Annotated in this window: 16 protein-coding genes; 12 read left to right on the top strand and 4 right to left on the bottom strand. The window is 64.7% G+C overall.

The features are described from left to right. Positions 1-121: 121 nt before the first annotated feature. From BN10_RS01720 to BN10_RS01705, 4 genes are all read right to left on the bottom strand, one after another. Positions 122-868, bottom strand: coding sequence for an abortive infection family protein (locus tag BN10_RS01720; protein WP_010849427.1), 747 nt, complete (start codon positions 866-868; stop codon positions 122-124). 16 nt (positions 869-884) lie between these two features. After that, positions 885-3,539, bottom strand: coding sequence for a class I SAM-dependent DNA methyltransferase (locus BN10_RS01715; RefSeq protein ID WP_233354236.1), 2,655 nt, complete (start codon positions 3,537-3,539; stop codon positions 885-887). 155 nt (positions 3,540-3,694) lie between these two features. Next, on the bottom strand, positions 3,695-6,904 hold the full coding sequence (locus BN10_RS01710) for a helicase-related protein (protein ID WP_233354235.1): 3,210 nt from the start codon (positions 6,902-6,904) through the stop codon (positions 3,695-3,697). Positions 6,905-7,008: 104 nt separating this feature from the next. After that, entirely contained in the window at positions 7,009-7,440 is a 432-nt protein-coding gene (locus tag BN10_RS01705) for a hypothetical protein (protein WP_010849424.1), read from the bottom strand. 469 nt (positions 7,441-7,909) lie between these two features. Between BN10_RS01705 and BN10_RS01700 the strand changes: the two genes are divergently transcribed. The 12 genes from BN10_RS01700 to kdpB all read left to right on the top strand — a co-directional run bounded on the left by BN10_RS01700 (position 7,910) and on the right by kdpB (position 25,114). Next, positions 7,910-8,680 (top strand): TnsA-like heteromeric transposase endonuclease subunit, encoded by a 771-nt coding sequence (locus BN10_RS01700; protein WP_156917095.1) that lies wholly within the window; start codon positions 7,910-7,912, stop codon positions 8,678-8,680. 65 nt (positions 8,681-8,745) lie between these two features. Beyond that, entirely contained in the window at positions 8,746-10,860 is a 2,115-nt protein-coding gene (locus BN10_RS01695; protein ID WP_051369596.1) for a DDE-type integrase/transposase/recombinase, read from the top strand. Next, positions 10,860-11,906 carry a TniB family NTP-binding protein gene (locus BN10_RS01690; protein WP_010849421.1) on the top strand — a complete coding sequence of 349 codons (1,047 nt, stop codon included), beginning with the start codon at positions 10,860-10,862 and terminating at the stop codon, positions 11,904-11,906. Before BN10_RS01695 ends, BN10_RS01690 begins: the two co-directional genes overlap by 1 nt. A 532-nt stretch (positions 11,907-12,438) precedes the next feature. After that, the gene (locus BN10_RS16590; RefSeq protein ID WP_156917093.1) at positions 12,439-13,281 is read left to right on the top strand and encodes a hypothetical protein; all 843 of its coding nucleotides are present in this window, start codon (positions 12,439-12,441) and stop codon (positions 13,279-13,281) included. Continuing rightward, positions 13,278-14,969 (top strand): TniQ family protein, encoded by a 1,692-nt coding sequence (locus BN10_RS01680; RefSeq protein WP_156917092.1) that lies wholly within the window; start codon positions 13,278-13,280, stop codon positions 14,967-14,969. Before BN10_RS16590 ends, BN10_RS01680 begins: the two co-directional genes overlap by 4 nt. 170 nt (positions 14,970-15,139) lie before the next feature. Beyond that, the gene (locus tag BN10_RS01675) at positions 15,140-16,834 is read left to right on the top strand and encodes a hypothetical protein (RefSeq protein WP_010849418.1); all 1,695 of its coding nucleotides are present in this window, start codon (positions 15,140-15,142) and stop codon (positions 16,832-16,834) included. 175 nt (positions 16,835-17,009) lie between these two features. Continuing rightward, entirely contained in the window at positions 17,010-17,546 is a 537-nt protein-coding gene (locus BN10_RS16085) for a DUF1016 N-terminal domain-containing protein (RefSeq protein ID WP_324603533.1), read from the top strand. After that, positions 17,528-18,502, top strand: a complete 975-nt coding sequence (locus BN10_RS01670; RefSeq protein WP_010849415.1) for an AAA family ATPase — start codon at positions 17,528-17,530, stop codon at positions 18,500-18,502. The genes BN10_RS16085 and BN10_RS01670 overlap by 19 nt, the downstream gene beginning before the upstream one ends. A gap of 163 nt (positions 18,503-18,665) precedes the next feature. After that, a complete protein-coding gene (locus tag BN10_RS01665) occupies positions 18,666-20,846 on the top strand; it encodes a S8 family serine peptidase (protein ID WP_010849413.1) in 2,181 nt (726 codons plus the stop codon). A 435-nt stretch (positions 20,847-21,281) separates the two neighbouring features. Next, positions 21,282-21,380: a K(+)-transporting ATPase subunit F gene (gene kdpF / locus BN10_RS01660; RefSeq protein WP_198013982.1), complete on the top strand. Its 99-nt coding sequence runs from the start codon at positions 21,282-21,284 to the stop codon at positions 21,378-21,380. 3 nt (positions 21,381-21,383) lie between these two features. After that, complete coding sequence (gene kdpA, locus BN10_RS01655; protein WP_010849411.1) at positions 21,384-23,030, top strand: potassium-transporting ATPase subunit KdpA; 1,647 nt, start codon at positions 21,384-21,386, stop codon at positions 23,028-23,030. Further along, complete coding sequence (gene kdpB, locus BN10_RS01650; RefSeq protein ID WP_010849410.1) at positions 23,027-25,114, top strand: potassium-transporting ATPase subunit KdpB; 2,088 nt, start codon at positions 23,027-23,029, stop codon at positions 25,112-25,114. Before kdpA ends, kdpB begins: the two co-directional genes overlap by 4 nt.

The following is a 25,114-nucleotide window of genomic DNA, read 5'->3' as shown; positions in this document are numbered from 1 at the left end:
GCCAAGATTGGAGTAACGGCGCTTCAATACAGTATTAACGTGACGTTATGCAGCTCGGGCGTGTTGGCCAGGTCGCGTTATGGGTGCCAGTCTTGGGTCGACTAGCTATTCCCCTGCCCGTCTACGACGCGGGACGCTCAATGTGCGTATCGATGAGGAAGCCTGCGATGGCAAAGCCTGCATTCACGGCAAGCTTGGCGTGTCGAGGTGCCGGGCGGACAGCGTTCTTCCCTCGACCATGCGCGTCGCTGAGGCTGTTGCGCATCGCACCTAGACCTATGACGACCGTGGACACTCCGGACAGGATCTGCTTGAACACCTGCTCTGTGTGCTGATCGGGAGCCAGGTTCATGGCTCCCGACGCTGCCTTGTAGAGGCGGCTAAGGTCCCATGAGTTCTCGTAGGCCACCCCGCGTTCGTCGCAGATGTGCTTACAGGTGCTCTCCAACAGAGTGCGCGTGGCCGTGATGGCTCCCTCAGGGTCTGAGTGGATCTTGTCGAGGGCCTGACGCCAGGAGGTCTGTACGGACTTCCAGTCCTCCAAGGTCGCGAGTCGTTCACCAGATGCATCCGAGCCCGGCGCGCTCTCGGCCAGCAGCAGCGCGCGTAGCTTGGCGATCTGCTCGTCTGATGGCCGGCCGTGTTTGATGTAGCCGTCGTACTCGCACAGTTCGAGCAGGAAGCGCACCTGATGTTCTCGCGTGAGCAACTTGAGACCGCGTTGGAAGGTCTGCCAGCGCGACTCGGCTCCCCCGCCCCAGCCGGCATACTCGCCGAGCCCATCCGTGTACTCCGCGAAGAGCCGGTAAAGGTCTGGACCGCTGAAGCCTGTCTCCCGCGCGAACATCGTGGTCGCCAGTTCGACCACGCGAACTGGAAGACCGCTACTTGGCTCTTGCACGACTGCGCCCCTGGGTGACCGCCAGTGATAGGGGTCCTGTCACCATCTCCACGTAGCGGGAGAAGAGCGCGGTCTGACGTTCGATCTCAGTCGATGACCGAGGATTGAGGCCGAACAAGGACTCGACGATCTCATCGAGATGTTCGTGGGAGGCCTGGAGACGACTCGTCATGGATCCTGGCTCGTAGAGCTGAGCTAGCGTGAGATCCGGCGTGCTTGCACGAGCCTCGCGCACTGACATACCAGCACGAACGATGGCTTGCCGCGCCGGAGGTGTCAGTGGAGGAAGAGGGAAGGTATTCCATGTCACAGTGCTGGCGAAGCGGGGATCGTTCTTGATGCGCCCGCCAACCATCTTCTGCCAGACCATGAACATCCCTGAGGACACAATGGCGAAGAAGATCCCCGTTGGATCATCTAGGACGAAGTTGGCATCGCCCGAGATCACGTCAGGTCCGAAGTGGGCAGCCGGGAAGTGCGTGTACGACTCGGGGACGTGACGAGGAATACAAAGGTACGGGCCGGGTGGCTGCTGGACCCGGTTGAATCGGTGCGGGGTGCCAGACGCTGCCCGCACGCCAGCATCCTTCGCTTTCACAGTGCGGAAGTCGCGGACCATCTCGATTCGATGGGAGAGAAATGGCGACTTGGCGATGGATTCGGGTTGTTCGTCCGGTAACCAAATGCACCATCGCTCCGCGTTGTTGAGCAGTTCCTTGGCGCCAACGAATCTCCGAAGGTACCGGCGCGCAATAGGGTCCACGGACCGTACGTGTGCCGCCTCTGTTGCGTTCACCAGCAAACCGCCGCCATCGGCAGGCATCGAGCCGAATCGAATGTTGGTTGTCATCTCCGGCGCGAGAGCGGTCCGTCGGTCCCGCACCACGATCTCGGCTGCGTCTACGAGGTATGCGTTGATTATTGACGGCTGGAACTCGATGGGTTGCGACTTCACAGAGGCGTAGTTGAACAGCCGCCGGGGGCCCGCTGCCCTGCGGTCCATGCCGAAGATTACGCAGTGGACGGCAGCGGTTCCCGTGGCGTCTGAAGTCCACTCAAAGGTTCTGTGAGCGAACCGGATATGCCACCCACGGGATGCTATTTGTCCGAACACGGGTGCGACGACGACGCCTTGAGTAACCGAGTTCGTCGAAACGAAGGCCCAACGTCCGTCCACGTCGTTGAAGTAGTCCACTGCCTTGGCAAACCAGGAGGTGACGAAATCGGCCTCACCCGAGTAATCAGCTCCCCAAGCCCACTTCATGTCCTCTGTCTGTTCGGCGGTGCGTTCGGTCTTGCCCAAGAAGGGCGGGTTTCCCGCGACGACGACACCGGGACTGGGCGGGAGTATGTCCGCCCAGTTGACGCGAAGAGCATTGGAAACGGCCACCGTCGCCTCACGCTGGATCGGGAGGCGCTCGGGGGCATAGCCAAAACTCTCGCGAAGCTTGAGGTCGCACTGCCGGTCGATCATGAACATCGCTGTCTCGGCGATTCGGGCTGGCCATTCGTCGATCTCTATGCCGTAGAAGTGGTCGAGGGTTACCCGGATCTGCCGCACGAGGTCCCCGCCCAACGTTTCCTGACCGGCCACTTGGTTCAGGCTATGCAGGGCCTCCATGACCTGGAGCTCGATCGCACGGAGCTCGCGATAGGCCACGATGATGAAGTTGCCGCAGCCGCAGGCTGGATCCATGAATCGGGTGTCACCGAGTCGCTCCCACAGCTTGTTGAGCGAGTTGACCTTCTTTTGCGTGGTATCTCGGGCAAGAGCCGCGGTGAACTCTTCGCGCAGCTCGTCGAGGAAGAGTGGGTTGAGTGTCTTGAGGATGTTCTCCTCAGAGGTGTAGTGCTCGCCGAGGGCGCGACGGGTCTCGGCGTCACGGACGGACTGGAACATGGAGCCGAAGATGGCGGGGCTGATCCCTGACCAGTCGACGGCGCAGGCGTCGAGGATCGCCGTGCGGAAGTCCTTGCCGAGCGGGGGGAGCTCGATCGGTTCTTCGAAGATGCCGCCGTTGACGTACTTGAAGCCACCGAAGCCGGTCGGAATCTGCTGCGGGTGCGCGGTGTCGAGGAAGGCGAAGAGGTCGTTCAGCACCCGGGCAAGGTTCGAGCCGTCGGGCAAGACTTCGTGCTGGATAACGTTTCGGAAGGCGTCCGTTTCCCACATCTCGGTGTCGTCGCCGAACATGAGAAAGAGGATGCGGGCAAGCGTCACCGAGATCTCGTGGTCCCGGACCTTGGGATCGACCTTCGTGGGGTATGCCTTCTCGACCGCGGCATACATGGTGGCCATGAGCTTCGAGGCGCGCTTTGACTCGTTCTGGGCCTCGGTGTCGAAGGCCTCACGGACTTTGCCCAGCACCGCGTTGGCATCCAGCACGACGTCGAACGGCATACGGATGATGTCGAGCCGCGCGGCGAACTTCGGGTCAGCGTCGCCCTTCTTGTGTCGGTGGCTGGTCAGGCGTGAGGTGACGGAGCCGTCCTTGGCCCGACGAACCGGCCACCGCCAGACCTGCTCCTTGTCATCGTCAAAGATGACGAGCCGGTCAGTCGAGGTCTTGGCGATGAGGCGGTCGAGCTCGGCCTCAAGGACAGAACCTGGGCGTTCATCGCAGAGCCAGACACGCAACCCCTTGTAGGAGGCAATGTTCCGGGCACTGACCTTGCGGCCGTCATCGCCGGTCGCTGTGACGGACTGCTTCACGTCTGGGGCGAGCCAGTTGAGGTCCTCGATGAAGACCTCCTGGAAGTCTCCTCGATCAACCTTGGGCAGCAGGTCTTGAATCATGTGTCAGCGACTCCAATCGAACAGACGATCCGAAGCTCATCGGACTCGCTGGAGCCGATGACGAGGCGTTCCTCCCGGTAGAGGCGGTCGAGCAGGTCGAGGACGTCCTGGTCGGCGTACTTGTTGCGCAGGGCGATAGATAGTTGGTTGGTTGCATGGGTTGTTAGGGGCCGCTCGTGAAGCGCGTTGAGCGCCTCCTCCGCCTGCTCTGCGTAGAACGTGCCACCGAAGCGTTCCCAGATCCGCTTGCGGACTCCGCGGAGATTGCCGGCTGCTCGAGCCTCGATGGTCAATGGGCCGCGGACCAACTCGGCTTCCCGCTCGAAGTGATCGTCACGTAGCGGTGCGGTCGGAGTGGTGGGCTCGGCCTCGAAGATGCGTAGAGCCTCGGCTGGTGTGAGGAGTCGTTCAGTGCCGCTCGCCGACTCGCTGATTGCGAAGGCGTCGACGCCAGACTCGGTGCGAACGAAGCAGGTCACGCCGCCCGTGGCCTCGCGGGCGTATCTGCCCCGGGTTGAGTGGATGAGGTCTGGCAGGGCCAGGACCCGCTTGGTCACGGCCGGGTGGCTGTCCTGCGCGTTGCTCCACGCGAGCCATGCCTCGCTGACCGCGTCCGCTTCGCCCTCACCATCGTCATCGCTGTCTGATAGTCGGCCGTCGTAGAAGTCGTTGAGCAGTTTGACTTCGTCGTCGGTCCCGAAGAACTGTTCGTCGGACCCAAATGCCTCGGCTGCTGCGCTGAGGCGTGCGCGGATGCGCTGTCGCAGGCGGATCTGCTGTTCGAGCTTGTCGTGAGTGATCAGGTATACGTGGACCGTGTCGGATTCTTGTCCGACACGGTCGACGCGGCCGGCGCGCTGGATGAGGCGGATGATCGCCCACGGGAGGTCGTAGTTGACGATGACGTGACTGTCTTGGAGGTTCTGGCCCTCCGAGAGCACGTCCGTGGCGACCAGGACGTCGATCGGGTTGTCGGGTTCCTTCACCTCCTCGACGCTCTGGCCGGGGAGCCGGTTGGAGCGCGGCGAGAAGCGACGAGCGGCGTCGGAAGGGTCTGTGGAGTCGCCGGTAGCCAGGCCCACATTGTCGATTCCGGCGGTTTCAAGGGCCTCGGCGACGTAGTCGGCGGTGTCTTTGTACTCGCTGAAGACGAGGACCTTCTTGCCCTCGTGCTCGCCTCGGAGCAGGTCGACCAGCGCGTTGACCTTCGTGTCGCGGGTGGAGTCCCAGCTGCCGAACCGGTTCAGCATGGCCGTGATGAGTTCGTTGTCCTTGACGAGGTCGTGGCGCAGTGTCGTCTTGAAGACGGTGGAGTTGAGCCATTTGCTCTTGGCCGGCGCGTTTTGGCGAAGTTCCTCATATCGGCTCGCCAGGGACCCGCCGACTGGCTCGTCGTTCTCGAGGTCCTCATCGCTGACCAAGATCTGACGGTCCGTAAAGGTGCCCAACGGGATCTGCAGCTTCTCGTCGAGGGCGTAGATGAAGAGCTCGTTGCGGGCTCGCTGCCGCTGGAGAGACAAAATGAAGGAGTGGCCTGAGGAAGAGAGCCGCTTGAAGAGCCCGACGCGGACGAAGCCGCTCACGTTGCCACGGCCGGACCGGATGTCGTCCAGGTACTGCTTGTCCTGCGGCGTCTTGGCGGTTCTGGGGTCTTCGTAGTCGGACAGTCGGTACCTGGGCAGAGTCAGCCTCGCGATGGCATTGAGCGTGTCGTCATCCTCCATGAGTGAGGCCGGGTCGTTCTCTCCGAACTTGTGCGTCAGTGGGTGTGGGATCCGGGTGGGGAAGAAGAACTCCCTGCCATCGGCGAACTGCAAGTACTCCCGCTGCCCCGTCGTGCCGTCCGGCATGGTGACGGTCTTTTTGCGCGCCGACTTCTTGATGAAGGTCCGGGTGCGACGAACGAGATGATCTGACATGAGGCGCCGCCAGTCGTCGGCTTCCTCGGATCGTTTGAAGGCGACCAGTGTGTTCGTCTTGCCGTCGACCCTGTCGACCAGGTTCGGGTCTTTCGCCATGGCGGCTGAGGGGACAATCCCGAGGTCATCGTCGTCGTCGATGTAGAGGGCGAGCTGGTTCGCCACGTCGGCGAAGGCCAGGTTGTATGGCGTGGCCGTGAGCAGCAGAACCTTGCTGGAGTTCCGTCGTACGTATTCCCTGATGGCCTCGTGTGCCTTCGTCGAGTCATTGCGCAAGTTGTGGGACTCATCGCAGATTACGAGCTTGAAGAGCTTCAGGTCCGGCAACAGTTTGTCGGCCATCGAGTAGGGCACGACGCGTGCACCCTCGACGCCGTATGCCTCAAGGTGCTCCTTCCACATCTGCTCGAGGTTCTTCGGGCAGAGGACCAAGGTGGAGTAGTCCTCGGCCGCTTGGAGCATGAGGGCGGTAGCGATGGCCGTGAGGGTCTTGCCGAGGCCGACGACGTCGCCGAGCATGGTGCCGCCGCGGCGGACGATGCGGCGGGCCAGGGTGCGAACGGCCGTGACTTGGTAGTCGAGCAGCAGGTCTTGCATGGATTTCGGGAGGATGTACCCCAGGCCGTCGCGGGCGTCTTGTGAAAGGGCGTGGCAGACCTTGAGGTAGACCTCGAACGGGGTCGCTTGTTCCTCGCCCGACCACGACTCCTCGATGAGTTCGATGATCTCCTTGGTGATCGTCAACGAGTACTTGTCGTTCCAACGGTCCTCGAACCAGGCGGCAAGTTTCTGGTTCGGGTCTTGGTCGGCGATGTCGATATTGAGTTCCAGATTGTTGAACAGCCCGGCGCCCGTGAAGTTGGATGACCCGAGGTACGACCACAAGGGCACAGGTCCGCCCCCACCTCGAAGGATGTACGTCTTCCCGTGCAGTGGGCGACGCGTGAACACCTTGATCTGGACACGCCCCGATTCCAGCTGACGCTTCATCAGTTGCAGAGTGGTCTGACCGCTCTTCGTCGGTAGACCGCGCATCAGCTGGGTGCGTAGGTGACGCACCAGTCGCTCCTTCTGCTCAATCGCTTTGGCATTGTCATGGATCGCAGGACCCACATCGGGTTCCGCCAGCTCACTCTGAAGTGAGTTGAGGATCGCCTGCGAGTCCGATGGGGCCACCATGCCCACGAGAACTCGGGCGACAGGCTCGTCCCCTTCAGCGAAGGTCTTCTGCTCGATGACCTCGCCAAGATGAGCCCACCCCCGCAAGTCCAGATACCCCGTCGCCACGTCGACTCGACTGTAGGAATTCGCAAAGTGCTCCCTCAGAGCCCCGCCCAGTTGACGGTCGATTGCAAGGTTGTCGAAGATCGTTGGCACGAGTTGATCCTGCCCTACTGCGCCGACACAGGCGTGGGCTCGGATGCGTTGGGGGCCTCCTCGCGCGAGGAGAGGCGCCGAGCTAGTTCTTGCCAGCGGACGGCATACCTGCGTTGGTCCGCTAGCTCAACGTCGGTCGGGCTCACTGGCTGGACCTTGGTCCGGCGGCTCAGCCTACGAACGCGCATCCGAGCGTCGTACCTCAATGCTTCGTCAAGGATCTCGGGGGTGAAACCCCCACCGAGCCGTGCCATGGCTACGGCGAGGGGCATGTACTCGTCGTCGGTTGAAGATTTCGCCCCGGAGTCCTCAGCCAACGGATAGCGCACCAGCAGCCATCGAAGGCGGGCGGCCGCGGCATTGAGTGATGCCATGGACGCTGGCCGATCGATGAGGTCTGCACTCTCCTCAACCTGTTGGAGCCATCTGGCGAGCTTGATCTTCATTCGCCACGTGTCCTTGCGGCAACGAGTGGAGCAGAAGAGCGATTGTCGACCACGCGTTGTCGTTCGGTAGGTGACTTGTCGAAGGCACATGGGGTTCACGCAGCGCCCAGGCAGTTCGTCGAGCTGAACCAGCATCGCATTGAACTCGCCGTTGCTCATCCCAAAATTCGTCATGGCCGTGAACCTCTTCGCTGGCGTTTTGAACCGAGACCGCTGGTGGCGCAATTATTGCGTCCCCGCAGGTCAGCGGCGGTCTGATATCGCTGTAGCGGGGCCTCTCCGGGCGCCCTGTGGATAGAAGCGCGGACGCAATAAGCGAATGCCGTTTGGTTCTCAACGGATGGCGGTATTAGCCGGGAAGCGGTCCTAGCCTGTGCTGAGGGACCACGAGAGAGGGGCACCGTTCGGTTGCGACGAACAGTGCCCCAGTGACGGTCCCGATGAGTCCGCGAAGAACGAAGGTGCCGTCATGCAGCACTCTATTGCGAGTTTGCCTGCCCATGGGCGCTCTTGTGCCACCTCGCCGAGCGGGCCGCGATGGCACTTCAACTTTGGTGCGGGGACTACGCCCTGGGTCGGGCCAGCGCCGCCCGACCTCGCGAGAATCCGGCAGGCGCGTGGGATCCGAAGTGGAAGCCATCAATCTCATATACCTGTGTGGGCGTTCTCAATCACCGTTGGCCAGCATCTGCGCCTTGAGTCTGGGCTCGAACATGACCTCGTCCGCGACCTTGATCAGCGACCCAGCATTGTGTGGTTGGTTCCGCAGCCTGCGCGGGTTCTGTTCCAAATCGCAAAGGCCGGGAGGCTTGATTTCCATTACCCAGATCTCTTGAGCATCGATGTCGCTGGTGTCGTCACTGTGTGGGACGTTCGCCCGGTCGAACGGCAGGACGAGAAGTTCCAGTCCCACGCTGAGCTGACTCGCGAGGCGTGCGCCATTTTTGGCTGGCGCTACGAGCTCTTCTCGGGCATGAGTGCCACCCGGCGGGTCAACCTGATGTGGCTGGATGGCTACCGGCGCACGATGCCGTGGCACCGGACAGCCCTCAAGATGCTCGTTGAGAATCTGGGAACTCTTTGGACCATAGGTCAAGTGATTGACCTGGACGAGGGCGAAGGGCACCTTCTCTCGGCGGTCTGGCATGGGATCCGCAGCGGTGACCTCACGGTGGACCTTGATGAGCGATTGGGTCGCGAGACTCGGGTTTGTCTGACGGCGTCGGCGGCCGCGCGGTGACCATTGCCGGCGTTGAGCTCTCACTGGGCTCGCGGATCCTGATGCCTACGGGACCGGCTGTCGTTATGGCGATCGACCGGCACGGCCCGGCCGTGAAGGGAGCGCTGGGCGACGTTGAGCACATTCGCTGGGATCGGCTGGTCGTGCAGAAGTCGGGTGGCGGCGAGCAGGTGACTCACACCGCGCTCGAGCCCTGGTGGAGCAGCCTTGCCCAAAGCGCCCGAAACCAAGCGCTCGTTCGACTGGAAGTCGTGCTCGTAATCCTCACCTCGTATGCCGACGGCTGCCCCGAACTTGCCCGTGAAGGCGAACCGCACTACCCGTACGGAGACGGCTTTGGTTTGCCCTTGACCAAGAGGGTCGAGGCGATGGCACGCCAACTCTCGCAGGAGAACGCGGGCGACCGGGTGCTCGCGTGGCGGGTGATGTCCGGTGAGCTGAAGGACACCAACACATCTGCGACCACGTTGTGGAACTGGATCAAGGCATGGCGTCGACACGGTCTTCGTGGGTTGGTTGATCGACGTAAGACGAAGGGCAAACAGGGCTGGGAGGTGCTGGATGCGCGATTCATTCGCATCGTCGACGAGGAGTTGGCTCCCTTCGATGGGACGGTGTCGAAGGTCAACCTGATCGAGATCGAGCGCCGGATCCACGTGCGGCTGAAGCAGGACGGGATCACGGATCTCCAGCTCCCCCAACGCCTGGCGCAGCAGTATCTGTCGCAACGCTACGCCGCACTGGGCTCCACGGCGCGTGGCCACAAGGGCGTCAAGATGCGCAAGCGGCGCGGTTTCGACAGCTACCCCGACATTCACCCCGGTCACCTCGCGGTGGACGTGACCCGTGCGGACAACCTGGTCTGGGATGACGTCCATTCACGTGCGTTCTCGGTTGAGATCATCACCTTCATCTCAGTGCCCACCAGGGTGGTCGTCGCGTGCCGCGTGGTCCCTCGGTCGGCGACCGCGATCGATGTCGCGATGGCGTTGTATGACGTGATGCGCCCGTTCTCGATGGTGGTGAACGGGACCACCATCGATGACTTCCGCTGGTGCGGCATACCGGCGTCGTTGGACTTCTCACCGCACCCACTGGTGGCTCACAAGCCGGCGTTGAAGACCGACCGCTCCCTCGACGGGGTCCACGTGAAGCCGGGGGTGACACCGAAGTCGATCCGCGCCGACAACGGCGCGATCTTCATCTCCACCCATCTACGGGAGGTCCTGCGTGACCTGGGCGTCGACCTGCTGACTTCACGCGTCGGGCACCCGACGGACAACGCGCACGTCGAGCGCTGGCACGACACCCTGCAGCGGGCCTATCAGGCGATCCCGGGATTCAAGGGCCGCAACGTCCAGGAGCGCGGCCGACATGTGGGCATGACCGCCGACGAGCCGCTCCTGACCGCGCGGGAACTGGAGCAGCATCTGCACCGGTTCATTGCATTGGACTATCACCGCAACAAGCACGACGGCATCAAGATCCCCGGAGTCGAGGACGGCAAGTTCTCCCCGCTCGAGGCCTTCGACATGCTCTCGGTGGCGACCGGCAGGATCCTCGTGCCACAACACCCGGACCTGATCTATCAGTTCCTGCCGATCCGCTGGTTGAGCATCGGCAACGCCGGCGTCACCTACAAGGGCCTGACGTACGACGGGCCGGTCGTCGACGAGCTACGCGGGCTGCGACCCGGGACGTTCCGAGCCGAGGACAGCAAGATCCCCTTCTTCTATGACCCGCGGGATCGGACCCGTTTGTGGCACCGGTCCGCGATCACCAACGATCGCGTCGTGGAGCTGCGATGGCGCCACGCGGGCCTCGTCGATGCGCCGCTCACGGATGTCGTGGTCCAGCGCGCCCGGCAGTTGATCAAGGCCCGCGGCGGCAACAACGTCCTGTCCCGGCGCGGCACCATGCACGAGATCATCGACGCAATCGGCGAACTCACCACGCCACCGTCGGTCGAGGAATGGCGCACCCAACTCGGCGCAGCCGCGCTCCGTCACCAACAGGCGCTGATCGACCACTGCGAGGCTGCAGAGGCTCGGGTCTTGGTCGATGGTCAGCCGGACAGCAACGTGGTCCCCCTCCGTCCAGCACGGGCACGGATCCGCGAATCGGCAACCGTTGTCGATGTCGATGAGGTCTGGCCGGACTATGACGACGTGGGCGACTGATGGATGCGCAACTCTGGCACGCCCAAGCGACCAGTCCGCCGCCAGCGTTGCCGGCGCCCCTGCCACCTGCACAGTTGGCCGCTTCGTCACCTGAGGCGCGGACCGCGTATGCCGACTCGGTCAGGATCGCCTTGCGAGGTCGACCTGTCCCTTCTCCGGTTCACGAGCGAGTCAGTGCCGATCTCACGTTCGCGTTGGAGTCGGCGATGCTGGCGCCGGCCGGCGCACGAACCGTGATTGCTGTGTCCGCGCCGTTCACGGCGGGCAAGTCCACGCTCGTCAAGGCGTGGGCCCAGTCGTTGCACCGTCATTGGCTGGGCGACGTCGCCTCTGATTCGTGTCCGCGCTGGGCTCCGGAGCCGGGGCTGATGGCCGATTGGGTGCCGGTGGTCTATCTGTCGCTGCAGTCCGAGTCGCGCAGCCGGGATCTCTATGCCCAGATCCTGGGGTTCATCGGCAACATCAAAGCCGCCGAGAGCACCGAGACCCGGATGGCGCTGCAAACCACGAAATCGTTCGGCTTGCACCAGATTCGGCTGCTCATCATCGATGACGCCCACATGCTGCGTACCAGCAGCATCACTGGCCGCGCCACCCTCAATGCGGTCAAGCATCTGAACACGACACTGGGGGAGCATGGCGGCGTCCTTGTCCTGGTTGGCGCCCACATCTCTGGTGGAGAGGCATTGTCCGACCCGCAGATCCGCGGTCGTCTCTCCGAACACACGGTCGCTCCCTACGCGATCGATACCCCAGCCGGTCGACGTGACTGGCAGCGCCTCCTGCGTGGCTTGGAGGAGATGCTGTCGCCCTATCTACCCGGCGAACCGCCCGGCTACCTCGCCCGCCATCACGCGGCATACCTCTGGTCCCGCACCCAAGGCTTCGTTGGGGACACGGCCACTGTCGTCATCGACGCCGCTACCGCGGCCCTCGCCACGGGCGAGCCGCTGGGCCGTGCCCACTTCGACGCTGTCCGGCTCAGCGGCCGCGCCCAGGACCAGACCGCGCGGGCTGAGGCGATGGCCACGGCCAGTGGGCAGTGAGGTGACCAGGGCGAAGCGGCGGCCAGATCGCCTGCCGGTCTATGTCCAGCTCCTGCCCGGGGAGTCATTGCCGGCGATGGTCCATCGGGTGGCAGAGCGGCTAGGGCTGACAGTCAAGCAACTCTGGCCGGAAGCGCCGACCAGCCTTCAGGGGCTCTATGACGACCCCTCCGTCGAGACCGTGCGGTCCCTCTCCCATGCGGTCGGGATTGGCCGAAACACGCTAAGCGCCCAGACCCTCGGCTGTCGCCTGCCCGGAGCGTTGCAGTTGCCGCGGCGTGACCCGATGACGATGGTGTGCAGCTGCTGCCGACGCAGCGGCCACCTGTGGACGCGGGTGGCATGGGTCTTGGTCTGCCCCGACTGTGGATCGCCTCTACGTCGCCGAACCGATTCTGCGCCTGACTTCACCCCGCTCGAACTGGGCGACCTCTGGATCGCCCAAAGCGAGCTCTTGGCCTTGCTCGCCCGCACTCGTGATCGCGAGGACCCGCGCCTGCAGCGGTTCCGCAGACTCACGAGGGCTTATGGCATGGCCGTCGTGCCCGACGAGGACCTGGCGACGCAGGCTCGGGTCCTGGTCGCGTCGTGGCAGTCGAGTCAGAGCCCCGCGCTCTTCCGCGCGGCACGGCTGACAGTAGCCCTCGATACCGAACTGGTCGATCGGGCCGCGAACGATCGCGACGAACAAACATTGCTCGATGCTCTCGAGGTCGCCGTGGCCCGGGCAGAACTGTGGCGGGCCATCGCCGAGGTCGGCCTGGGCCAGCAGCATGTCCCTGCAGCGCTCTCGCGCACGCCCGAGGTCTTCCTTGAGGGTCAGCAGGAGCAGGAGGCCAGTCGTAATGCGGCATTGGCGCTCCTGAGGGAGTTGGTGCTGGTTCGCGGTGGTCCTGGCGGGGAGAGTCGACGGCCACGGATGGAATCGCTCTGGTCCATCCTCGGTCTGCCGAGGAAGGACTCCACCGCCCTCGCCACCGACTTAGGCAACAGCGTCGCCGGCCTGACCTACCTGACCCACCATGTGCACCGGCTCAACCAAGAAGGGCTGACCGACTTCCATCACGCCCGCGCCGTACTGGCGGGTCTGCGGCGCGCCCCCACGTCAATCCTCCGCAGTGTCCCGGGCCTGCGGATCGACGCCGAGACTGCAAAGTTGGCTGCCGCATGGATTTGGATCCACCACACCCGGGGAACTCCGCGCGGCGGTCCCCACCCGCTCAAACAGCGCAGTCTTCGCGAGTTCAACGAATCGCTCACCGCGGAGGGCAGGCTCGTCCTCGCCGACTATGGGGCAACTCTTCTCGCCTCTGACCTGACGCTGGACACCGTCCTCGGTCAAGGCGCCGACACAAGGGTGGGTGCTTTGGCGTGACCGAACCATCAGGCTCCATGCCGGCAGGGGCCACCAGCCGTGCGACACACGTGTTGCCGGCGACGCTGACGCCCAGACCCGGGGAGTCGATCGAGTCCTGGCTGGAACACCTCGCTGAACTCAACGGTCTCAGCACCGCTGCCGTCCTCACCATGATCCGAGAATCTGGTGCCCACACGCGCTTCCTCACCATCGCGCCGGCACCGGAGACGGTCGCCACAGTGGCGGCCATCGCCCGAGTCAGCGAGAGCGAGGTGTATGCCGCAACGATGGCCACCTTCGACGGCACCGCCCTCGACCTGACCAATCTCAACCCGAACAACCGAGATTCTTACCGGCAGATCGCGGCTCCGGGATGGGCGCCCCATCGTGGAACCCAGATCTGTCCGCGTTGCCTTTCTGAAAAGGGAGTCTGGCAGAGCAGTTGGCGTTTGCCCATCGTCACCAGCTGTCGTCGCCACCAGAACCTGCTGTGCGCGGTCTGCCCGTCGTGTCAACGGCCGTTCCGAGATCAGCGCCACTCCCACTTGCGCGTCGTCGGCGCCAGCACCCGTTGCGGCAACCCGCTCGGGGCTGGACCGGCCAAAAAGTGCCGCCAAGAGCTCACCGACATCCGTGCAGTCCCAGCCACGGATGACGTACTGGCCACGCAGGCGCGCATCGACGCAGCGCTCAACGGCGCGCAGATGATCGTTCTGGGAGAGCCGGTGTCAGCCGCCTCCTACCTGCACGACCTGCGACACCTGGCCACCCTCCTTCTCCATCTGGCCGGACAAACCGGGGCCGAACGGCTCGCCTCATGGGTGACCGGCTTGACGAGTGACGCGGTCACGCGCACTCGTGCGCGCGGCCCCCGGTGGGGTCTGCGCCCGCCGGACGACCCGGGCGTCCGATCGGCAGCGTTGGCGGCCGCCGACGGCATACTCGCCGCTGCCGACCTGGACGACGCGACAGCCGCGCTGGCCACCTGGACCGAACTCACCCCCACGACCCCGGACGGGCCCCTGGGCTGGCTGGCCGACCACACCGTCATGACACCAACCCTCACCCGGCTGGTCCTCGCGGCGCGAGCCCCACACCGCCGCCTGTCCACGCTGCTCGATCACAGCGAGCCCCTCGCCCCGCTTCGCCACATTCCGCAGATGCTGCCCACCGAGCTGTTTGACCGCCATCTGGCGGACGCCTTCGACTCAGGACCGGCCACCGTCCGGCTCTTCACCACGATGTGCCTGGCCCGGACCGACCCACGCGCGAGCACCTGGAGCGCCACCGGTCACCTCCTCGGGCTCCCCGAAGACCTGGCCGTCCGCACGGCTCGCGCATGCAGCGCCAGCCTCCTGCTACCCATCCCCGTCCTCGAGGCCCGGCTGCGGTCGGTCGCCGCCGACCTACCCCACGTCGACTGGCGACAATGTGAGCGCGACCTTCGGGCTGGCTGCGATGACACGTGGTTCAAGGCCTTCGCTGCCGAACGACCGGGGACCCGCGCGTCGTCGCGACCGTATGCCGTGGCGTGGGTGTGGACGCAACTCGCCCATGGACACCTCAGCGCCACCCCCGCATGGGCGCACCCACCGACGTCGGCGGATCGGGCTGGGTTCCGAAAGTTCAGCCGCGGCCTGTCCGAGGGCGACCGGGCCCGCCTTTCCAGGATTGGCGGCGGTGATTGGGATTCGCATCGAACCTAATCAAAGGCAATTGTCCCAACAGTGTTGGGACGAAGGCGTTGACCGTGCCAAGGCTCAGGGGTGGGCGTGGCCCCCGCTGAGGCCAACCGCAGTCTGCCCGTTGACGCCAGGGCTCACCTTGCCCCTGTCGGTAGCGATGGGGATCCTGACGACATGACCTTGGACCGGACATGAACAGGGACCTGAATGCCGTGCAGCGCGAAGTCCTTCAATGGCTCGCCGGCGGGGGCAGCACTCACCCGCCGCGCGAGGAGTACAAGACTTCCGCCCGCGCCTTGGCCAACCGCGGGCTGGCCACCGTCACCCGCCGCAAGGGGGTCTGGACAGCGACGCTTACTGAGGCTGGCCGCTACTACGCAGCCAACGATGCCTACCCCGTCGAGGTCCTCGAAGCCTTGGCGACCAACTCGTCCCGAGTGCCCAAGACGAAGAAGGCTCGAACCACGACTCAGCCGGTGAATGCCGTCCCGCCTGCCCGCTCGGGCAAGTCGCCCAACAGCCACCTGACACCGGCTCAGTTCGCGATCCTCACGGCGATCGCGAACTCCGCCGAGGCAGGACGCAGTGCTGACGTCGCGAATCGCCGCACCCTGCTTGCGTTGCGGGACTGCGGACTCATTCGGCTGACCGGCAATCGGTCAGGTTGGGCCGCCACGATCACCCCAGACGGACAACGACGCGTCGACCAAGGGGCCAGGCGACTGCGGGAGAAGGCCGAACGCGAAGCCGCCGAGGCAGCCGAGAAGGAACGCCAAGCCCGTGAGGCCACCCTCGCGCAGCAACGAGCCGCCGACCTCATGGATCGAATCCTCAGTACGGGCCGCGTCGACGTCGCCCACGACTACACCGAGAACGAACTTGTCCGGATCGAACGCGAAGCGCACCGCCTCGGGACACTCCCCGACGGCGAGAAGCTCACCCACGAGCACACGCGCATGGACCCCGACCTCGGATTCACTCTCTACCTGCGACCCGACTACGAGCAGCGCATCCCAGTCCGCGCCCTGAAGGCACCCGGGCGGATGCCGAAGGCCAAGCATCCGGCGGTCACTCGTTTCCTCGAGCGGCGCGCCAACGTCTCGAGAGGCAGCATCCCCAGGGCTGGTCGATTCCTCCAAGGAATCGTTGACGGCTGCGACATTGTGGGTTGGAAGGTCGCCGACAAGGTGAGTCGCTCGTTCGGCGGGAACGACATCCACTCGGCCACGGATCTGGAGTTCCGCATCGGACCAACCACCTACGAGGTCGCGATCCGCGAAACCGATGCTCAAAACCGGCGGCGATCGCCGACACCGTACGTCCAGGAATGGGACTACTACCGCGGCCACACCTCCAAGACCGTCGCCAACAAGGCCTTCGAGCCTTCTGGCCGATTGACCGTGACGGTCACGACGGGCTGGGGTGCGACTGATCTGGTCCGGCTCAGCGACGAGCCCGGGGCGCCACTGGAAGACCAACTCGCTGTCCTCATCCGCAAGCTCGAGCTGCGTGTCGCCGAGGAGAAGTGGGAATGGCAGGAACGGGAGAGGCGCCAGAAGATCCGCCAGGAACGCGGCGAAGAGATCCGTGCGGCCGCGGTCGAGAAGGTCCGGTACGAACGCAACGCCAATCAAGCTGTCACCCAACTCAAGGACCGGCAGACGGCGACCTGGCTCCGGGACTACGCGGACGAGGTCGACGTGCGAGCCGGCCAGCTCGACGGGGAGGCAGCAGTCGCTGCCGGGGAATGGGCCAAGTGGCTTCGCGAGCATGCCGACCGCGTCGACCCGCTTAACGGCGACCTCAACATCATCCGCAGGATCCAGGCAACGCCCGACGAACTCCAGCCGCACATGAAGGGCTGGAGCCCCTACGGCTACCACTGACTCGCCGAGGCACTTCTCCCTACCTGGCCTTAACGGCCCACATGCTCTTGCCAGCGACCAAGCGGGCGCCCCCTTGGCATCGAGGATGCCGGAGTTCTGATGCCGCAGGCATAGCTCGGGGCTAACCTCGTAGGACCGAGGACGATCCAATGCGTGAGGTGTTCATCCGAGTGCGATCCCGACACCCAAGGGACCCATCGACGCATGGAGGACCGACCTCGGATCGCTGAGTTCTAGATCGAGACTGCAGTCCATGCACACCGTCGCCCGAGAGTCGCCGGACCCCAATTGCGCAGCAGCTGCTGCGCAATTGCCGTGGGGCCACGTCATGGTTCTGCTCTACCGCCTCGACGACCCCGACGTGCGTGTCTGGTACGCCGCCCGGGCGGTGGCCGCCGGGTGGAGCTGCGGTGTCCTGGAGGGCCGCATCAAAGGCCGGCTGCACGCCCGCGTCGGAGCGTGCCCTCGAACTCCACCTCCGCCGGGTCCGCGCCGCCACCGTGTGCGGGAAATCACTCGGCGCCGGCCCCACGAAGCAGTGCCTGCACGACCTCACCGCCATCCCCACCGAGCCTGCGGACAAGCGCGTCCTCGCGCCAAGCGGGGATGCCAGTATCGACCGAGCCATCGACGTTCAACACACCACCACTACGAGGTCCCTGCCCAGTCTGACCCCATCTCTAGGATGGGAGCGTGGCCGGCCGACAGTTGAAGGAGATCTTCCGCGCGTTCCATGCGCGAGACGAGTTGGCCTTCCGTCGTGCCGCGATGGAGATTATTGAGGAAGAGCAGGCCAAGCACCACAACGCGCTTGCCCGTGACCTGCAGAAGCTCCTCGTTGCCGGCGGTGGCTCGCTCGATCCCGGCTCGACGATCGTGGTCCCCGCACCCCCGAAGGACCGGGAAGGCGAGTGGGACCTAGGGGAGGTTCGCGAGCCGGAGCACCTCTTGGAAGACCTCGTCCTGCAAGATGCCGTCTCTTTGGTTTTGGAGAACGTCGTCGAAGAAGTCCGCCAGTGGCCAGCCTTGGATGCTGCCGGCCTGCCGCGACGCCAGCGCCTTCTCCTTCAGGGACCGCCCGGATGTGGCAAGACAACAGCGGCGGAGGCCATCGCAGTCGAGTTGGGGCGACCGCTTCTGATGGTCAGGCTGGATGCGGTCGTCTCCTCGTACTTGGGGGAGACTTCGAGCAATCTCCGCCGAATTTTCGAGTATGCCGACCAAGCGCCATTTGTGGTCCTGTTCGATGAGTTCGATGCGTTGGGCCGGTCGCGCGACGACGCGTCAGAGCACGGCGAGATGAAGCGAGTCGTCAGTGCTTTCCTCCAAATGACGGATCGTTACCGTGGCCCAAGCTTGCTGCTTGCCGCCACGAACCACCCAGCACTGCTCGACGAGGCGCTATGGCGGCGTTTCGATGAGGTGCTCACCTTCGGGCTGCCGACGGTGCACCAAATCCGGCAGGTCCTCAGGTTGCGCCTGAAGGGGGTCGCGCACTCGGGCCTTGAGATCAACCGATATGCCAGCGCATTGAAGGGTCGACCGCACGCGGCGGCGGAGAAGCTAGTTATCGATGCCCGGCGGAATGCGCTCTTGCGAAATTCAGCCGTCGTGATGGCCCAGGACGTGGATCGGGCGATGCCAGGCATAACCGCGCGGCCCTGGTGACGCGATGCCCGAACACCTCTTGCTGCCGAACCCTCGTCCGCTGCAGTCGCGACGTTCAAGTCCCGCAGGCGGCGGTTCGCCGAACCGTCAGCGTGGCCAGCACGGTGCGCACCTACGTCAGCAACTGCAGACTGCCCGCGCGCCGCGCCAGTTGAACGCTGGCGTGGACCCTGACCTCGTCTTCAAGATCAAGGCGGGTGCACGACCAGAGGATTCTTCGTTTGAGGGACGCGGACTGCAGGTTCTGGGTGAGACAGTCGACTACACCTACTTTGTGCTCGCGAGCGATCAGGGCTCTTCGCTGGAGCAGGCAATCGAGCGGTACGTCCGCACAGGAGAGATGCGGACCTTCTTCAACCAGATCGACGACATCGAACCTTACGGCCCCGCCGACCGCTCCGGACCCGGCATCGCCGACCTCGACGGACGCCTGAGCCAGCACACGCTCGACGTCATCATCTGGCCCAGTGGAACGTATAGCGAAGCTGAACGGCGTACCCGCAGCGTTGAGCAGATCTTGGCTCAGAATGCCGGCCGGGTCCTGCTTCGATCTGTGTCGGCGAGACGCAGCTATCTGAGGGTAAGTGTCTCTTCCACTGGGCTCGATGACCTCTTGAACACCTCGGTAGTCGAGTTGGTGCGTACACCTCCGGTCCCGTTCTTGGACTTCCGCGACTGGAGGAACCTCGACATCTCAACAACCTCTCGGTCGGAGGTAGTCAGCGAGGTGGTCGGGGTACTCGACGACTCCCCCGAGTCAGCGCACCCGCTGCTGAGTGGACTGGTTGTGTCGGACGAGTCTCTAGCGCCCCCTGCCTACCAGTGGCAGCAGCGCGGCACTCATGGCACGGAAGTGGTCGGGCGAGTTCTCCTCCCCGGCCTGCATGAAGAGCTTCGGGATGCGCTGCCGATCTCGGCTGCTGTCGGGAGTGTCCGGGTCGTTCGCATCCTTGAACCGGATCCCTCGCGTCCAGACCGCGCGCCGCGGTTCGCGACTTACGCAGCTCCCCACGATCTGGTCGAAGGCGCCATCCGTCACCTCCACGGCACTCATGGGGTGAGGATCTTCAACCTCTCCGTCGGCTACTCAGAGCCGTTCAACGACCTCCATCTCGGTCCACTCACTGAGACGATTGACGATCTGATTCGTGAGCTGGGCATCGTCGTGGTTCTTCCCACTGGGAATGCTCCTGCCGACCTTTCGGCCCGAACTCCAAGCGGGCACCATGTAATCGACGACAAGCCGGAGTTCTTTTTCGCGCCCGAGCATCGTTTGTCGGAGCCGGGTCCAGCTGCCTTGGCTGTGACCGTCGGAGCGCTCGCTCTTAGTGGGGCACCGGCTGAACTTCATGGACGTTTTGGCTGGCAGGCAGCTGCCGATGCCGACGAGGCTGCACCTTTTAGCAGGACTGGGCCTGGCCTAGGGACCAACTCGAAACGAGCCAACAAGCCGGACGTTACGCATTACGGTGGCAACCTCGTCGTGTCCGACACCGGAAACATCGTGCAGAACGACTTGGGCGCCTCGCTCATCAGCACGTCGACGAGAGGGTCCGGTGGCCAGATTTTCGCGACGGTGAATGGGACCAGCTATGCCGCCCCAGCGGTGGCCAGGGTGGCGGCCGATATCGCCTACTCCTACCCTGACGCCTCAGGAAACTTGGTCAGGGCCCTGCTCGCAGCGGGCTCGGCACAGACCCCTCCGGCGGCCAGCCTGTCCGAACTGCATCGCCGAAACCGCGTATACGGATTGGGCCTGCCGGACGTCCACAGAGCGACATCAAGCGATGCCAGACGAGTGACGATGACCTACGACGGCGCTATGCCAGTCGACACGGTTCAGATCCACCCGATGCCGATCCCCGAGGCCTTTCGGCAAGGGAGTCGGCGCGATCGCGTTATCAGCGTTGCCCTTGCATTCGACCCACCTGTTCGGCGCCAGCGGCGGGAGTATCTCGCCGGGACCATGAAGTTCAACGTGTACCGGGACATCGATCCTGATGAGCTTGCCGAGATTCTGCAGCGACAAGACCCCGACGATCCGAACGATCTGATCAACGACCGCCGAAGACTGAACCTCCGACCAGGCGTGAACACGTTCACGCACAGCACACTGCAGCTCCGCGCTTGGGTCGGGCACAACTCGTTCGTGAACGACAATGAGACCTTCCACATCGCCGTCACTCACAAGGCTCAGACCTGGGCTCGGGGTGACGCAAACTATGAGCAACAGAGCTATGCCCTCGCGGCCACGCTCGAAGACCGCGAACTCGCGACCGCTGATTTGCACCAGATCTTGCGGCAGGAACTTCGCTTGCCGACCCGCGTGCGCCTCCGCGCCTGACTGCAGCCCGAACCCGGTCGCCCTGCGCGGCTTGCCCACATGCCAACACAGGCATCCTTGCACGACCTCTCCCGGGCAGCCGCGTGTGCAGAGTGCCCCGCGCACCCTCGCGCAGTCTTGGCTGCATCTCGACAGATGTGTCGAGATGCAGCGAAGATTTCACAAACGCGGTTTGCATGAAACATAAACGTCGCGTTATGACAGGGGCGTCGGACTGGACGTCACGTTATGTGCCAATCCGGCGCCGAGATCACTTCCCGGAGGACAGTGGGCTGTCAGTTGGTCCCCATCGACGATGAAGCGCCGTTCCACTCGTAATCCCAGCCTGACGTAGGCAAACCGGCCCGCGCCGGTTGGCTGCGCCGGGGTCGTCAGGATTGCGTCAAGATCCGTCATGGACTCGTCACCTCCGACGCGCGGGCAGGCGCCGCGAGGTTGCATGGTGAGGTGATCGAAGACCTCGTGGCCGCAGTCATCGGCCTGGCCCTTCTCGGCTACCTGTTCTATGCCCTGCTCTGCCCGGAACGGTTCTGACCGATGAGCCCCCTCCTTCAAACCGTCCTCGCACTGGCGACCGTGGGTGTGATCGTCGCGGTCCTCGGGTACCCCTTGGCCACCTGGCTCCACCGCGTCTTCACCGACGAGCGGCACTGGCGGGTCGAGCGCGCGATCTACCGCATCGTCGGCGTCGACCCCAACACCGAGCAACGCTGGAGTGTCTACGCGATCTCCGTCGTCGCCTTCGGGGTTGTCTCGGTGGTCGCCCTCTGGCTCCTCATCCTCGTCCAGGGCTGGCTCCCGTGGTCCTTCGGCCGCTCCCAGACCTGGCACGGCGCGCTCAACACCGCCATCAGCTTCACGACGAACACGAACTGGCAGTCGTATGCCGGTGAGGCCGGTGCCGGTCACACCGTCCAGATGCTGGGCCTGACGGTCCAGAACTTCGTCTCCGCCGCGACCGGCCTCGCCGTCGCCATCGCCCTGGTGCGAGGTCTCGCGCGGGCCGGCGCCGACCGCGTCGGCAACTTCTGGGTCGACCTGACCCGCGGCAGCGTGCGGGTCCTGCTCCCGATCGCCACGGTGGCCGCCCTCCTGCTGATCCTCGGCGGAGTGATCCAAAACCTCAACGCTCCCTCCGTCGTCCAGACCCTCACCGGCGGCCCCCAGACCATCCCGGGCGGGCCGGTTGCCTCCCAAGAGGCGATCAAGATGCTGGGCACCAACGGTGGCGGATTCTTCAACGCCAACTCGGCCCACCCCTTCGAGAACCCCAACGCCTGGACCAACCTGCTCGAGATCGTCCTCGTCCTGCTCATCCCCTTCGCCTTGACCCGCACCTACGGACTCATGGTCGGCGACCGTCGTCAAGGCCGACTCGTCGCAGCGGTGATGGCCGTCCTCTTCGCCGGTGCAGCGCTGCTGACCACGTGGTCCGAGACTGCCGCCTCGACACTGGCTACCGGGTCGATGGAAGGAAAGGAAGAACGCTTCGGAATCGCCTGGTCAGCCCTCTTCGGCACGGCCACGACGGCGACCTCGACGGGCGCGGTCAACTCGATGCACGAGAGCTACAGCCCGCTCGGCGGAGGCATGCTCATGCTCAACATGATGCTGGGAGAGGTCTCGCCCGGAGGTGTCGGAACCGGGCTCTACGGGATGCTCGTGCTGGCGATCATCACGGTCTTCATCGCCGGGCTCATGGTGGGCCGGACCCCGGAGTTGCTCGGCAAGACCGTGGGCCGCAAGGAGATCACGTATGCCGCGTTGGCCTCCATCATCATGCCGACCCTCGTCCTCACCGGGACCGCGATCTCCCTCCTACTACCCAGCGCCCGAGCGGCGATGCTCGCGGACGGCCCGCACGGGCTGAGCGAGATGCTCTACGCCTTCTCCTCGGCAGGCAACAACAACGGCTCCGCCTTCGCGGGGCTATCCGCCGACCAGCCGTGGCTCAACCTGTCGCTCGGCGCGGTGATGTTCCTCGCCCGATTCGGGATCATCGTCCTCACCCTGGCCCTGGCCGGCGCCCTGGCCAGTCAACTCCGCCGACCGGTCACCGCGGGCACCATGCCCACGCACACGCCCATCTTCGGGGTGCTCCTCGTCGGGATCGTGCTCTTGCTGGCCGGCCTGACCTTCTTCCCGTCCTTGGCCCTCGGGCCCCTCGCGGAGGCCCTCTCATGACTGCCTTGACCGACCACGTCCCTGACAAGCACATCCACCCGGCCGCGCCGCGGAAGTCGTTGGGCACCACGGCCTGGGAGAACCTCCCGCAGGCCCTCGTCAAGCTCGACCCGCGCCACCTGGTCCGTCAGCCGGTCATCTTCGTCGTGTGGGTGGGATCGGTCCTGACGACCGTCCTCTCCGTCCTCGACTCGAGCGTCTTCTCTGTTTTGATCACGCTCTGGCTCTGGGCGACCCTGATCTTCGCCAACCTCGCCGAGGCGATCGCCGAGGGGCGCGGCAAGGCCCAGGCCGCGTCCCTGCGGCAGACCCGCGTGGACACGGCTGCGCGACGACTGCTCGCTGACGGCTCCGAGGAGCAGATCTCGGGGCAGGACCTCAAGGTCGGCGACCGCGTCGTCGTCGAGGCCGGGCAGGTCATCCCCGGCGACGGCGATGTCGTCGAGGGGGTGGCCACCGTCGACGAGTCCGCCATCACCGGCGAATCCGCGCCCGTGATCCGCGAGTCCGGTGGCGACCGCAGCGCCGTGACGGGCGGGACGACCGTGCTCTCGGACCGGATCGTCGTGCAGATCACGAGCAAGCCGGGCGAGAGCTTCATCGACAAAATGATCGCCCTCGTCGAGGGTGCGGCCCGGCAGAAGACGCCCAACGAGGTCGCCCTCTCGATCCTGCTCACCGTGCTGACGATCATCTTCCTGCTCGCCGTCATGGCGTTGCAGCCAATGGCGATCTACTCCGGCGACCGGCTCCACCTCGTGGTCCTCGTCGCGCTGCTTGTCTGCCTCATCCCCACGACCATCGGGGCACTGCTCTCGGCCATCGGCATCGCCGGGATGGACCGGCTGGTGCAACGCAACGTCCTGGCCATGTCCGGACGAGCCGTCGAGGCCGCTGGCGACGTCTCGACCCTGCTGCTCGACAAGACCGGCACGATCACATTCGGCAACCGTCAGGCGGCCGACGTCCTCCCGGTGGCCGGTGTCGATCGCACCGAACTGTTGCGCGCGGCATACCTCTCCTCCCTCGCCGACGAGACCCCCGAGGGGCGCTCCATCGTCGACTACGCGCTGGCGCAAGGTTTCACCGCCGACATCACCTCGACCCCCGAGTTGCTGCGCACCGGAGCCGAATTCGTGCCCTTCACGGCCCAGACCCGCATGTCGGGGGTCGACTTGCCCGATGGCTCGCGGGTGCGCAAGGGTGCCGGCTCGGCCGTGGCGGCATGGGTGCACGCCGAGGCGGGACACATGGCCCACGACGTCGACGAGGCCGTCGACACCGTGAGCCGGGCCGGTGGCACGCCGCTCGTGGTCGCCGTGCAAGACGTGGGTATGCCGCCGCGCCAGTTGGGGGTGATCTTCCTCAAGGATGTGGTGAAGCCCGGGATGCGCGAACGCTTCGATCAGCTGCGGGAGATGGGAATTCGCACGGTGATGATCACCGGCGACAACCCGTTGACCGCAGCCTCCATCGCCGCCGAGGCCGGAGTCGACGACTACTTGGCCGAAGCCACCCCCGAAGACAAGATGCGTCTCATCAAAGCGGAGCAGCAGGGCGGTCGCCTCGTCGCCATGGCTGGCGACGGCACCAACGACGCGCCCGCGCTGGCCCAGGCCGACGTCGGGGTCGCGATGAACACCGGCACGTCCGCGGCCAAGGAGGCCGGAAACATGGTCGATCTCGACTCCGACCCGACGAAGCTCATCGACATCGTGGGCATCGGCAAGCAGCTGCTCATCACCCGTGGGGCGCTGACGACCTTCTCGATCGCCAACGACGTCGCGAAGTACTTCGCGATCATCCCGGCGATGTTTGTCGGCATCTTCCCGGGCCTGGCCGCGCTCAACGTCATGGGTCTGTCCAGTCCGAAGTCGGCCATGCTCGCGGCCGTCATCTTCAACGCGCTCATCATCGTCGCCCTGATTCCGTTGTCGCTCAGGGGCGTTGCCTACAGGCCGCTGAGCGCCACCGCGATGTTGCGTCGCAACCTGCTCGTCTACGGGCTTGGCGGCCTGATCGCTCCCTTCGTCGGGATCAAGGTCATCGACCTCCTCGTCTCCCTGCTCCCCGGAATGGCCTGA

The sequence above is a fragment of the Phycicoccus elongatus Lp2 genome (genome assembly GCF_000367525.1).
Classification (GTDB): domain Bacteria; phylum Actinomycetota; class Actinomycetes; order Actinomycetales; family Dermatophilaceae; genus Phycicoccus_A; species Phycicoccus_A elongatus.
The sequence above is the reverse complement of the archived record's forward strand: the minus strand, read 5'-3'. Positions and strand labels throughout refer to the sequence as shown.

Excerpts from the sequence above, each read along its gene's own strand:
- BN10_RS01705 (WP_010849424.1), bottom strand. The coding sequence starts at position 7,440 with ATGAAGATCAAGCTCGCCAGATGGCTCCAACAGGTTGAGGAGAGTGCA.
- BN10_RS01700 (WP_156917095.1), top strand. The coding sequence starts at position 7,910 with ATGCAGCACTCTATTGCGAGTTTGCCTGCCCATGGGCGCTCTTGTGCC.
- BN10_RS01695 (WP_051369596.1), top strand. The coding sequence starts at position 8,746 with ATGGCGATCGACCGGCACGGCCCGGCCGTGAAGGGAGCGCTGGGCGAC.
- BN10_RS01690 (WP_010849421.1), top strand. The coding sequence starts at position 10,860 with ATGGATGCGCAACTCTGGCACGCCCAAGCGACCAGTCCGCCGCCAGCG.
- BN10_RS16590 (WP_156917093.1), top strand. The coding sequence starts at position 12,439 with ATGGCCGTCGTGCCCGACGAGGACCTGGCGACGCAGGCTCGGGTCCTG.
- BN10_RS01675 (WP_010849418.1), top strand. The coding sequence starts at position 15,140 with ATGAACAGGGACCTGAATGCCGTGCAGCGCGAAGTCCTTCAATGGCTC.
- kdpA (WP_010849411.1), top strand. The coding sequence starts at position 21,384 with ATGAGCCCCCTCCTTCAAACCGTCCTCGCACTGGCGACCGTGGGTGTG.
- kdpB (WP_010849410.1), top strand. The coding sequence starts at position 23,027 with ATGACTGCCTTGACCGACCACGTCCCTGACAAGCACATCCACCCGGCC.